This window comes from Aeromonas sp. XH, from assembly GCF_033348475.1.
GTDB lineage: Bacteria > Pseudomonadota > Gammaproteobacteria > Enterobacterales > Aeromonadaceae > Aeromonas > Aeromonas sanarellii.
On sequence record NZ_CP137630.1, the window covers coordinates 3,555,129 to 3,567,365 of the forward strand.

A 12,237-nucleotide genomic window follows, 5' to 3' on the forward strand; every position below is an offset into this window, starting at 1 on the left:
CTCCGGATGGGAAGAAGGGGTCAGCGTCCCAGCTGTGCCGACACGCGATCGCAGAGCACCTTGAGCTGGGCCAGCTCAGCATCGGCCAGATCCACCTGATTGCGCAAGTTGTCCGCCAGGCAGCACTCCCTGACCTCCTGCTGCAATTGGCGACCCGCCTCGGTCAGGCTGATGCATTTTTGCCGCTCGTCCTCGCGGGAGACGGTGCGCGTCAGCCAGCCCTTGCTCTCCAGCCGTTTGACGATGGGGGTCAGGGTGCCCGCATCCAGCCCGGTCTCCTGGCCGATTTCCTTGAGGCTCACCTCGTCCCGCGCCCAGAGCGACAGCATCACCAGGTACTGGGTGTAGGTCAGATCCAGCTTGTCCAGGAGCGGCCGATAGGCGCGCATCACCGCATTGGAGGCGCTGTAGAGGGCAAAACAGACCTGCTTTTTCAATTCACTCATGGGGCACCTCGCTGACGACTGGGGGCAGTATACCCCATGAAAAGTGAGGGCTGAATAGTTTGCACACAAAACAGTTGCCAGCCCGGCCGTTCGGGATTAACCTGATTTTAGTTTGCACGCAAACAAAATTGCCAGGCCGCCATCCCAGCGCGCGGCCCCACTGCCGGAGAATGCCCATGAATGCCATCAGCCATCAGATCCAACTGCTGCGCCGTCCCACCGGCCTCCCCACCCCGGACGATTTCGCCCTCAGGGAAGTGCCCCTGCCCGCCCTGCAGAAGGGCGAGGTGCTGGTGACCAACCAGTGGCTGTCGGTGGATCCCTACATGCGCGGTCGCATGAGCGAGGCCAAGAGCTATGTGCCTCCCTTTCCCCTGAACGGCCCCCTCGATGGCGGCGCCATCGGCGTGGTGGAAGCCTCGCGTCACCCGGACTTTGCGGTGGGTGACCGGGTGAGCAGCATGCAGGGCTGGCGCGATCGCTTCGTCGCCAACGGCGCTCAGCTGACCAGACTGCCCGACACCCGCTTGCCGCCCCAACTCTTTCTCGGCGCCCTCGGCATGCCGGGTATGACCGCCTGGGCCGGGCTGCACAAGGTGGCCCGCCTGCGGGCGGGCGAGACCCTGCTGGTCTCGGCGGCGTCGGGGGCCGTCGGCACCATGGCGGTTCAGCTCGCCAAGCAGGCCGGCGCCAGGGTCATCGGCTCTACCGGCTCGGCCGACAAGGTCGCCTATCTCAAGACGCTCGGCGCCGATGCGGTGATCAACTACCGGGAGACGCCGGATCTCGATGCCGAGCTGGCATGCCTCGCCCCGGAGGGCATCCACGTCTACTTCGAGAACGTGGGCGGCGCCATGCTGGACGCAGCCCTCAATCACATGGCGCTGTACGGTCGCATCGTGCTGTGCGGCCTCATCGAGCAGTACAACGGCCAGGGGAGCGGGCCGCGCAACCTCGCCCAGGTGATCCGCAAGCGCATCCTGATCCAGGGGCTGCTGGTCTCCGATCACTGGCAGCACTACGGGGAGTTCCTGGCCGAGGCCATCCCGGCCTTCGAGGCCGGCGCCCTGCAGGCCGAGGAGACCGTCAGCACTGGGCTGGCCAGCATGCCGCAGGCCTTTATCGGGCTGTTCGAGGGGCGCAACACCGGCAAGATGCTGGTCAAGCTGGACTGATCCGCAGAACTGGCGCCTCAGGCCGCAGACTGCTTGCATGACGGGCCCATCCGCCCTAAGGTGGGCCCGTTTTTCAGGGCGCAATCCGCCGTTTGTGCAAGGAGCATTTCTTATGTCTACCCCCTATCCCCGCGTCAGTGGTCGATGAACGTGTCATCCTGACCAACCCATTTACCCTACATCACCCCCAGCAAGGAGCATTCCTTATGTCTACCCCCTATCCCCGCGTCGGTGTCGGCGTCATTCTCACCAATGGCCAGGGCCAGGTACTGCTCGGCAAGCGCAAGGGCAGCCATGCCCCCTACTGGTCCATCGCCGGCGGCCATCTGGAGCTGGGGGAGACCTTCGAGTCGGCGGCCATCCGGGAGGTGGAAGAGGAGACCGGCTTCGTCATCCGGCAGCCTCGCGTCATCGCCGTCACCAACAACCTGGAGACCTGGCGAGAGAGCGGGCTGCACTACGTCTCTGTCACCCTGCTGGCCGAGGTGGAAGGGGAGCCGCAACTGCTGGAGCCGGAGAAGTGCGAGGGCTGGATCTGGTGCGATCCCAAGGCCCTGCCAGAGCCTCACTTCGACGCTAGCCGCCAGTCCATCGCCTGCTGGCTGGCCAATCGTTGCTACCTGCCGACCTCGAACCAGCCCACCCCATAAGCCATCGCCTGCTGGCTGGCGGGGCGCTGCTATCTGCCGGTGTCGAGCCAGCCCACCCCATAAACCATCGCGCGCTGGCTGGCGGGGCGCTGCTATCTGCCGGTGTCGAGCCAGCCCACCCCATAAGCCATCACCTGCTGGCTGGCGGGGACTGCTATCTGCCATCCTGGTCACCCGAATAGTCATAAAACCTTCATCGCTTTGTCATATCATCCCACCACTGCCTTTGATGACGGAACAGGAGTGGTGGCGTGGGACAGGTATTCATTCAATTTCTGTGGCTGGGATGTGTCAGCTTTGGCGGGCCGGCCGCCCATATCGGCTATTTTCAGCGCACCTTCGTCGAGCGACTGGGGTGGCTGACCCAGGCCGAATTCGCCCAGTTGCTGGCCCTCTGCCAGCTGCTGCCCGGCCCCGCCTCCAGCCAGCTCGGCTTTGCCATCGGCCGCCACCGGGCCGGGCTCGGCGGCGCCCTGGCCGCCTTCATCGGCTTTACCCTCCCCTCCTTCCTGCTGTTGCTGGCTGCCGCCGTCGGCGTGGGTCTGCTCAGCAACAACCTCTGGCTGGAGGCCGCCCTGCACGGTCTCAAGCTGCTGGCGCTCATCGTGGTGGCCGATGCCGTGCTCACCATGAGCCGCCAGTTCTGCAAGACGACGCTGCAACAGGGGGTCATGGTAGTGACCGCCGCCGCCCTCTGGTGGCAGCCCGGCCTGCTGGCCCAGCTCGTCCTGCTGCTCGGGGCGGCCCTGCTCTGCGCCTATCGTGAGCAGGCCGAGGCGGCGCAGGCCCCATCAAAGGAGCTGGCGAGCCAGCCTCACTGGCCGACCCTGCTGCTGTTCGCCCTGCTGTTTGTCGGCCTGCCCCTGGTGGCCAGCGGCCCCACCAGCCAGCTGATCGCCGACTTCTACCGGGCGGGCAGCCTGGTGTTTGGCGGTGGCCACGTGGTGCTGCCCCTGTTGCAGGAGAGCGTGGGGCACAGCCTCAGCCAGCAGCAGTTCCTGACCGGCTACAGCCTGGCCCAGCTGGTGCCCGGCCCCATGTTCACCCTGGCCACCTACCTCGGAGCCATGCTGCTGCCGGCGACCCCGCTGGCGGGCGCCCTGCTGGCCACCCTGGCCCTCTTCCTCCCGGGCTTCCTGCTGCTGTGGGCCATGGGCCCCTGCTGGCAACGCTGGCTTGCCCAGCCTCGCCTGGCGGGGGCCGTGGCGGGGATCAACGCCGCCGTGGTGGGCCTGCTGCTGGCCGCCCTCTATCAGCCGGTGTGGCAGAGCGCCGTGCTGGCCCCAACCGATCTGGCGCTGGCCGCCGTCGGCTTCTACCTGCTGCGCGTGCAGAAGCTGCCCATACTGGCGCTGGCCTCCCTGCTGGTGGGCGCCGCCCTGTTGCTGGCCTGAGGCTGAGACGGCAAAAGAAAACGGCGCCCCTGCTGGCAGGGGCGCCGTTTTACGCATTCGAGGCGGGCAGCGTCAGGCGTCGGGATCGAAGTCCAGGCTCAGGCTGTTGACGCAGTAGCGCTGGCCGGTCTCGGTCGGCCCGTCCGGGAAGACGTGACCCAGGTGGGAGCCGCACTGGCGACAGGTGATCTCCACCCGTTTCATGCCGTGGCTGTTGTCCTCTGTGTAGGTCACTGTCCCCTCGATGGCCCGATCGAACGAGGGCCAGCCGCAGCCCGAATCGAATTTGGCATCCGAGTGAAACAGCACGCTCTTGCAGCAGACGCACAGGTAGTCGCCGCTCTTGCGGTTGTGCAGCAGGGCGCCGCTGTAGGGCCGCTCCGTCCCCTTCTCCCAGCAGACGTGAAACTGCTCGGCGCTCAACTTGCTGCGCCACTGCTCGGGATTGTTACCGCTCATACTGACTCCTCGTCATGCTGACCGGGCAGATATGAAACTGCCCGGTTCTCGGGATTGCTACGCCACCGTCCAGGATTATTGCCATTCATATGGACTCCTTGCCATGGGTAGCGGTGACCAGCATACCGAGTCAGGCCGTTTCACTCTACCCCGCCAGCGGGAACAGTGATCCCGTTGGCAACACGGCGGCAACATCCTGCGTGGCGACTACCCCCTCCCTGGCCAGGGCCACCGCCGGCAGGGCGACCCGCTCCAGCAGCTTGAGGGAGTGGGCGCGCCCGACCGCCACCTGCCGCTTGATGTCGTCCGGCAGGAAGGGCAGGCCGTCGTTGGTGGCGGTGTCTATGGTCTGGATCCACTCCATCCCCTCCCCCGGCGGTGGCAGGCGGAACTGGATGTCGTAATCGCTGGCGTTGAACAGCACGAACCAGCGCTCGCCGGTGCAGCCGATCATGCCGATGTCCATGGCGAACGCCTGGCCCATGGGGGCATGCCAGTCCTGATCGGTGAGCTGGTGGCCGTCCGGGTGGTACCAGTTGACCTGGTGGCAGCTGGTCGCCTTGCCATTCCAGCTGTCGTCGCTCAGCTGCAGGTTGGAGAAGACCCCGGATTCCGCCCGCAGCGCCATCATCTGACGGGTGAAGGCGAGCAGCCGCTCGTCCTCCGGGCGCAACTGCCAGTTGACCCAGCTGATCTGGTTGTCCTGGCAGTAGGCGTTGTTGTTGCCAAGCTGGCTGCGGCCCATCTCGTCCCCGGCGAGGAAGTGCGGCGTCCCCTGGGAGAGCAGCAGGGTGGCGATCAGGTTGCGCTTCTGCTGCTGGCGCAGGTTGTTCACCCTGGGGTCGAGCGTCGGCCCCTCCACCCCGTGGTTATGGGAGAGGTTGTGGCCGTGGCCGTCTCTGTTGTCCTCGCCGTTGGCCTGGTTGTGGCGCTGGTTGTAGGAGACCAGATCCTCCAGGGTGAAGCCGTCGTGATAGCAGAGGTAGTTGACGCTGGTGTGGGGGGCGCGCCAGTTCTTCGGGAAGAGATCCCGCGAGCCCACCAGCCGGGTGGCGAAGTCCCCCATCTTGCCCGCGTCGCCGCGCCAGAAGGCGCGCACCGTGTCGCGATAGCGGTCGTTGATCTCCAGCCACTGGCTCGGGAACTGGCCGAGACGATAGCCGAAGGGGCCTATGTCCCAGGGCTCGGCGATGAGCCTGACCCGCGCCAGCACGGGATCCGCCATCATGGCCTTGAAGAAGGCGCTCATGGGATCGAACTCCCCCGCCTCTCGCGCCAGGGTCACCGCCAGATCGAAGCGGAAACCGTCCACCTGCATCTCGGTGACCCAGTAGCGCAGGGCGTCGAGCACCAGCCGCAGGGTGTTGGGATGATCCAGATTGACGCTGTTGCCACAGCCGGTGACGTTGGCGTGACGGTGGTAGTCCGGGCCGTGGGCCCCCGACTCGAAGGCGTAGTAGCCCGCGTTGTCGAACCCCTTGAACGACAGCATGGGGCCGTCGAAGCCGGATTCCGCGGTGTGGTTGTAGACCACGTCCAGGATCACCTCGATCCCGGCCCGGTGCAGCTCCCGCACCATGGTCTTGAACTCGGTTACCGCCTCCTTCGCTGCGTAGCGCGGCTCGGGGGCGAAGAAGGCGATGGGGTTGTAGCCCCAGTAGTTGGTGAGCCCGAGCTGCTCGAGCCTGGGCTCGGACATGAAGGCCGCCACCGGCATCAGCTGCACCGAGGTGACCCCCAGCGACTGCAGGTGCTCGATCATCAGCGGGTGGCTGATGCCCAGATAGGTGCCCTGCAGCTCCTTGGGGATCCCGGGGTGCTGGCGGGTGAAACCCTTGACGTGGGTCTCGTAGAGCACGACCCGCTCGGGCGGGATGCCGGGCTTGCCGACCCCCTGCCAGTCGAAGGCATCGTCCACCACCACGGACTTGGCCACCATGGCCGCGCTGTCCCCCTGATAGAGGGCGTCGTCCCAGTAGGTAGGACGGCTCAGTGCCCTGGCATAGGGGTCGATCAGCAGCTTGTCCGGGTCGAACAACAGACCGTCCTGGGGGCTGCCATGGACCCGATAACCGTAGCGCTGACCGGCCTTGACGCCGCGCACATGGCCGAACCAGTACTGGCCTCGCCGGCCGGGCAGGGCCAGCCGGGCCTGCTCCTGCTCCTGTTCGTCGAACAGGCAGAGCTCCACCTTGTCCGATTGCGGTGCCCAGACGCAGAAGTGGCAGCCCGTCTCGTCGAGCCGGGCGCCCAGCGGGTGATCAACCCCGTTTTCCATTGCGAACATCAAGACTCCTGTTTGATGAACAAGGTCGCGAGCGGCGGCAGATCCAGCACTATGCTGTGCGCCATGCCCTGCCAGGGCGTCGGCTCGGCGACGAAGACCAGACCCACATCATAGTTGCTGCCCCAGTAATGCTCGCTGTCGGTGTTGAGCACCACCCGATAGTGGCCGGCCGCCGGTACCCCGAGGCGATAGCCGACCCGAGGCACTGGGGTGAAGTTGCAGGCCACCATCAGGGGATGCGCCCCCAGCTTGTCCGCCCGCAGCCAGGCGAAGATGCTGTTGTCGGCGTCGTTGTGATCCAGCCAGCGGAAACCGGCCTGTTCATAATCGGCCTGATACAAGGCAGCCTCGTGACGATAGAGGTGGTTGAGATCCCGGATCAGCCGCTGCTGGCCGCCGTGCTTGGGATACTGCAACAGGTGCCAGGGCAGCTGGGCGTCGTGGTTCCACTCGTTGCTCTGAGCGATCTCGGTACCCATGAAGTTCAGCTTCTTGCCGGGGTGGGCATACATGAAGCCCATGTAGGCGCGCAGGTTCGCGGCCTGCTGCCACTCGTCGCCGGGCATCTTGTAGAGCAGGGAGTGCTTGCCGTGGACCACCTCGTCGTGGGAGAGGGACAGAATGAAGTTCTCGTCATAGTGGTACACCATGGAGAAGGTCATCTCGTTGTGGTGGTAACGGCGGTGGATGGGCTCCTTCTGCATGTAGCTGAGGGTGTCGTGCATCCAGCCCATATTCCACTTGAAGCCAAAACCCAGGCCGCCGAGGAAGGTGGGGCGGGAGACCCCGGCGAAGGCGGTGGACTCCTCGGCGATGGTCATGGCGTGGGGGTACTTGCCGTACACCTCCTCGTTGGTCCACTTCAAGAGGCTGATCGCCTCGTAGTTGTGGTTGCCGCCATCGACGTTCGGCACCCACTCGCCGGCGTTGCGCGAGTAATCCAGATAGAGCATGGAGGCGACCGCATCCACCCGCAGGCCGTCGACGTGGAACTTGTCGAGCCAGAACAGGGCGCTGGCCACCAGGAACTGGCGCACGGTATCGCGACCGAAGTCATAGATGTAGGAGTTCCAGTCCGGGTGCCAGCCACGGCGCGGATCCTCGTACTCGTAGAGCGGGGTGCCGTCGAAGCGGGCCAGGCCGTGGGCGTCGGACGGGAAGTGGGCGGGCACCCAGTCGAGGATGACGCCGATCCCGGCCTGGTGGCACTGGTCCACGAAGTATTTGAAGTCGTCGGCGCTGCCGTAGCGGCTGGTGGGGGAGAACATGCCCACGGGCTGGTAACCCCAGGAGCCGCTGAAGGGGTGCTCGGAGACCGGCAGCAGCTCGATGTGGGTGTACTCCATCTCCTTGATGTAGTTCACCAGCTCCACCGCCAGCTCGCGCCAGTTCAGGCTGTCGCCGTTGGGGTGACGTTTCCAGGAGCCCACGTGCAGCTCGTAGATGGAGAGCGGCTGCTCCCGCTTGTCGTTGCGTTGGCTCTCGCGCCAGGCGGCATCCTGCCACTGGTACTGATCGTGGTCATAGACCACGGAGGCGAACGAGGGGTACTGCTCGCAATAGAAGCCCACCGGGTCGCTCTTGTGGGGCAGCCGGTTGCCCATGGGGTCTTTGAGCTCGAACTTGTAGCGATCCCCGGCCTTGAGCCCCGGCACGAACAGCACCCAGTGACCGCACTGGCTGCGCTGCATGGGGTGGCGACGGCCATCCCAGAAGTTGAAGTCGCCGATGAGGCTCACCGCGGTGGCGCTCGGCGCATAGACGGCAAAGCGCACCCCTTCCACCTGCTGGCCGAGGTGCTCCACGGTGCGCAGTTGTGCACCTAGGGTGTGGTAGAGGTTTTCCGGTTGCCAGGTCAGCTCCGCCAGCCCCTCCCAGGCGGCGGCCTGGAACTGGTAGGGGTCGATGATGTCGGCACTGGCGTCGGCGTAGCTGGCGATGAGCTGGTAGGGAAAGGGATTCTTGCGGCGGGTGAAAACAGTTTCAAAGAGGCCCGCTTCGTCAGCGGCGGTCAGGGTGGCAACTATCTTGCCTGACTTGAGGTCTCTGACCCGGACCTCGAGCGCATCGGGCAACCAGGCGGTGAGTTTCAGGCCTGGCCCATCCGGATTGGCCAGCAGGCCTAGATGGGAGAAGGGATCGGCACAGCGGGCGGCAACCAAACGTTCAACGGGCATCGACATTTCCTTTGATGGCTGAACATCCGCTTCGGCCTGGGCCGAAGCGGATGAAAGTGAGTCACATGTTGGCGATTAAGGCTCAACGGCTGGCCTCGTCACGGGCCCGGCTCATCTTGCCCGCCAGATTCTTGAGCGCCTCATCGGCGAAAATATCCTCCAGATCCCGGGAGAGCTTGCGACGCCAGTTGGGGTATTCGTAACTGGTGCCCGGCACGTTGACCGGCTTGTCCATCTCCAGCCAGTCTTCCAGCTGGGTGCTGAACAGGGCACAGCTGCCGCGGGACATGTGCAGTTGCAGACCGTGGTTGAGCTCGGTGTTCATGCCGACCCAGTTCACGTCATGGCTGATATTGCCAGAGATGACCCCATGGGCATGCAGGCTGTCAAGGATCCGCTGCTTGGCCTGGTGGCGATCAGCATACAGGGTCTTGAGCACCTCTTCATCCGGATACAGGCCCAGTTCGCGTCCCAACGCCAGATCGTCGCAATGCCAGAAGCCCTTGAGGGTCGGCATGTCGTGAGTGGTCAGGGCCGACATCGCCTGCTCGGCGTAGTGGGCCGGGGAGATGAAGCCGCCATCGTCCTTGGAGCGCTCGAAGAAGAACACCTTGTAGGAGTGGACGCCGTTCTCCTTCAGGGTCACTTCGATCCCCTCCGGCACTGTGCCGAGATCCTCGCCGATCAGCAGGCACTGGTTGCGGTGGGATTCGAGGGCCAGGATCCCCAGCAGGTCGTTCACCGGGTAATAGATGTAGGCACCCTTGGCGGCGGACTCTCCGGGCGGCACCCACCACAGGCGCAGCAAGGCCATCACGTGGTCGATACGCAGGGCACCGCAGGAGCGCATGTTGGCGCGGAACAGATCCACCATGGGCTGGTAGGCCGCCTCGAACAGCTGGTTCGGGTTCATGGGGGGCAGGCCCCAGTTCTGGCCGAGGGGGCCGAGAATGTCGGGCGGCGCACCGACCGAGGCTTTCGGGCAGTAGAGATCCCGGTTCGCCCAGATCTCGGTGGAGCCTTCGGAGACGCCGACCGCCAGATCCCGGTAGATCCCCATCACCATGCCGGCGGCCTTGGCGCGGGCATCGGCCTGGGCCAGCTGCTCGTCGGCCAGGAACTGCAGGTAGAGGTAGAAGGCCACGTCCTGGTTGTGCTCGGCCATCCAGGCGGCAACGGCCGGGTTGTGGTAGTCACGGAGCTGCTCAGGCCAGACCGGCCAGCCCCAGGCGTTGTCGCCCTTGGCATAGAAGTGGGCCTGCAGGGCATCGAACGCCGCCTGCTGTTGCAGGCTGTCGCCACCGGCGGCCACGAAGGCATCGAACGCCGCCTGGCGCTCGGCGCTGAAGCTGGCCTGGTCGAACACCTGGCGCAGCATGCCGATCTTGGTCTGGATGACGCCGGTGTAGTCCACGTTGTCCTTGACCCGCAGGGAGGTGAGGTGCTGCTGGAAGGCCGGGCTCGCCACCTCCGCCTTCAGGCGATCGTTGCCCAGGAACTCGGGCACCGCCTCCACGTCGATGTAGGCGACGTTGAGCCAGCGACGGGAAGAGGGGCTGTAGGGGCTGGCGCTCTCCGGGTTGGCCGGATAGAGAGCATGAATGGGGTTGAGGCCGACGAAGTGGGCACCCCAGGCGGCTGCTTTCTCCACCAGCTGACCGAGATCGCTGAAGTCGCCGATGCCCCAGTTGTGGCGGCTGCGCAGGCAGTAGAGCTGCACGCTCGGGCCCCACACCTTGCGACCGTTGGCGATGGGCGCCTGCTTGTAGCAGGACTTGGGGGCGACGATGAGACGCATGGTGGCCAGCGGCTCGTCATTGCCCTCTTCCAACAGGATGAGCTGGTGATAACCCAGCGCCGGCTGGACATCCAGGGTGACGCGATAGGCCTGGCACTCCATCTCCTCGAACTCGGCCACCCCGACCAGCTCACCCTCGATGGGAGTGAATTGACCGGACAGCACGGCACCCTGCTCCTGCTGGAGCTGCCAGGTGAGGGCGTCGTTGACGAATTCGATGGGCAGACGGACTTCGAGGCTGATGGGTTCGCCACTGCGGACCACCATCACGGGATCCAGTGGCCGCAGCCAGTGCTGGCGATGCTCCTGCTCCAGCTGCTCGGTCAGGGCGGCCTCGTCGTCGACGCGGTAACCCATGGCGCCCAGCATGGCGGCCTTGCTCTCTTCGGATACCAGGGCCGGCTGGCCCCAGGCATCAACATACTCACTGGCGATGCCTTTGGCGGCAGCCAGCTGTTCAATCAGGGTGGTCATAGTTTGAGAATTCCCGCTGTGGATTCTGTCTACACTATTTTGTGATTAATTTTTATGGTGGTACTTGAACAGTGGCTCTTTGGCCATGCTAAACCGCGCACATTTTTACATATCTCCCCGGCTGGATGTGTGACCGGGCAGGCACTATTGTTGTTCTCTGCACCCGACGTTGCTGATGATGCATTCAACAAAAGCTGGTAGCCAGTTACATAAACCGAAAATAAATTTCACAGTTTTTCATGATATAGCGCAATTTCGCGCAGATTGTTGGTTGACTCGCAGGTGAGTTCTAGTAAATTTACAAACGGAATTTTCTTTGACTACTGAACAGTTAGGTAACCAATTATGACTATCAAAGTAGGTATTAACGGTTTTGGCCGTATCGGTCGTTTCGTATTCCGTCTGGCCGCTGAGCGTTCCGACATCGAAGTGGTTGGTATCAACGACCTGATCGACGTTGACTACATGGCTTACATGCTGAAGTACGACTCCACCCACGGTCGCTTCAAGGGCACTGTTGAAGTCAAAGACGGCAACCTGATCGTCAACGGCAAAACCGTACGTGTTACCGCTGAGCGTGACCCGGCCAACCTGAAATGGGGCGAGATCGGTGTTGACGTTGTTGCCGAAGCCACCGGCCTGTTCCTGACCGACGAGACCGCTCGCAAGCACATCGCTGCCGGCGCCAAGAAAGTCGTACTGACCGGTCCGTCCAAGGACGCCACTCCGATGTTCGTCATGGGCGTCAACCAGGATTCCTACGCTGGCCAGGACATCGTTTCCAACGCTTCCTGCACCACCAACTGCCTGGCCCCCATCGCCAAGGTTCTGAACGATACCTTCGGTATCGAATCCGGCCTGATGACCACAGTTCACGCTACCACTGCTACCCAGAAGACCGTTGATGGCCCGTCTGCCAAAGACTGGCGCGGTGGCCGCGGCGCGGCTCAGAACATCATCCCGTCCTCTACTGGTGCTGCCAAGGCCGTTGGCGTGGTCATCCCGGAACTGAACGGCAAGCTGACCGGCATGGCCTTCCGCGTTCCGACTCCGGACGTGTCCGTTGTTGACCTGACCGTCAACCTGAAGAAAGAAGCGTCCTACGCTGAAATCTGCCAGGCCATGAAGGCTGCCTCCGAAGGCGCCATGAAGGGCGTGCTGGGCTACACCGAAGACGAAGTGGTTTCCACCGACTTCCTGGGTGAGCGTCAGACCTCCGTGTTCGATGCCAAGGCTGGTATCCAGCTGAACAAGACCTTCGTGAAAGTCGTCTCCTGGTACGACAACGAAATGGGCTACTCCAGCAAGGTTCTGGACCTGATCGCTCACATCTCCAAGTAATTTGGGATGCGCAATCGCGTAGCTTGAAAAAAGGCG

The 12,237-nt window shown here is 63.9% G+C and carries 9 protein-coding genes; 4 read left to right on the plus strand and 5 right to left on the minus strand.

Translation table 11 applies throughout. The annotated features are described in order from the left end of the window. Positions 1-20: 20 nt before the first annotated feature. Entirely contained in the window at positions 21-446 is a 426-nt protein-coding gene (locus R2B70_RS16290; RefSeq protein ID WP_042074132.1) for a MarR family winged helix-turn-helix transcriptional regulator, read from the minus strand. 176 nt (positions 447-622) lie between these two features. On the opposite strand from R2B70_RS16290, the gene R2B70_RS16295 reads away from it, so the two are divergent. The 3 genes from R2B70_RS16295 (at position 623) to chrA (ending at position 3,665) form a co-directional block, all read left to right on the plus strand. Continuing rightward, on the plus strand, positions 623-1,621 hold the full coding sequence (locus R2B70_RS16295; protein ID WP_318161999.1) for an NADP-dependent oxidoreductase: 999 nt from the start codon (positions 623-625) through the stop codon (positions 1,619-1,621). 206 nt (positions 1,622-1,827) lie between these two features. Beyond that, complete coding sequence (locus R2B70_RS16300; protein ID WP_318162000.1) at positions 1,828-2,271, plus strand: NUDIX hydrolase; 444 nt, start codon at positions 1,828-1,830, stop codon at positions 2,269-2,271. A gap of 251 nt (positions 2,272-2,522) precedes the next feature. After that, positions 2,523-3,665, plus strand: coding sequence for a chromate efflux transporter (gene chrA / locus R2B70_RS16305; RefSeq protein ID WP_318162001.1), 1,143 nt, complete (start codon positions 2,523-2,525; stop codon positions 3,663-3,665). A 72-nt stretch (positions 3,666-3,737) separates the two neighbouring features. On the opposite strand, the gene msrB is transcribed toward chrA, so the two are convergent. The 4 genes from msrB to malQ all read right to left on the minus strand — a co-directional run bounded on the left by msrB (position 3,738) and on the right by malQ (position 10,860). Then, the gene (msrB, locus tag R2B70_RS16310; protein WP_042074125.1) at positions 3,738-4,124 is read right to left on the minus strand and encodes a peptide-methionine (R)-S-oxide reductase MsrB; all 387 of its coding nucleotides are present in this window, start codon (positions 4,122-4,124) and stop codon (positions 3,738-3,740) included. 145 nt (positions 4,125-4,269) lie between these two features. After that, positions 4,270-6,411: a glycogen debranching protein GlgX gene (gene glgX, locus R2B70_RS16315; RefSeq protein WP_318162002.1), complete on the minus strand. Its 2,142-nt coding sequence runs from the start codon at positions 6,409-6,411 to the stop codon at positions 4,270-4,272. Further along, positions 6,411-8,588, minus strand: coding sequence for a 1,4-alpha-glucan branching protein GlgB (gene glgB, locus R2B70_RS16320; RefSeq protein ID WP_318162003.1), 2,178 nt, complete (start codon positions 8,586-8,588; stop codon positions 6,411-6,413). Before glgB ends, glgX begins: the two co-directional genes overlap by 1 nt. 82 nt (positions 8,589-8,670) lie before the next feature. After that, positions 8,671-10,860 carry a 4-alpha-glucanotransferase gene (malQ, locus tag R2B70_RS16325; RefSeq protein ID WP_318162004.1) on the minus strand — a complete coding sequence of 730 codons (2,190 nt, stop codon included), beginning with the start codon at positions 10,858-10,860 and terminating at the stop codon, positions 8,671-8,673. Between the two features lie 345 nt (positions 10,861-11,205). Between malQ and gap the strand changes: the two genes are divergently transcribed. After that, complete coding sequence (gene gap, locus R2B70_RS16330) at positions 11,206-12,201, plus strand: type I glyceraldehyde-3-phosphate dehydrogenase (protein WP_042074119.1); 996 nt, start codon at positions 11,206-11,208, stop codon at positions 12,199-12,201. The last annotated feature ends 36 nt before the right edge of the window (positions 12,202-12,237 follow it).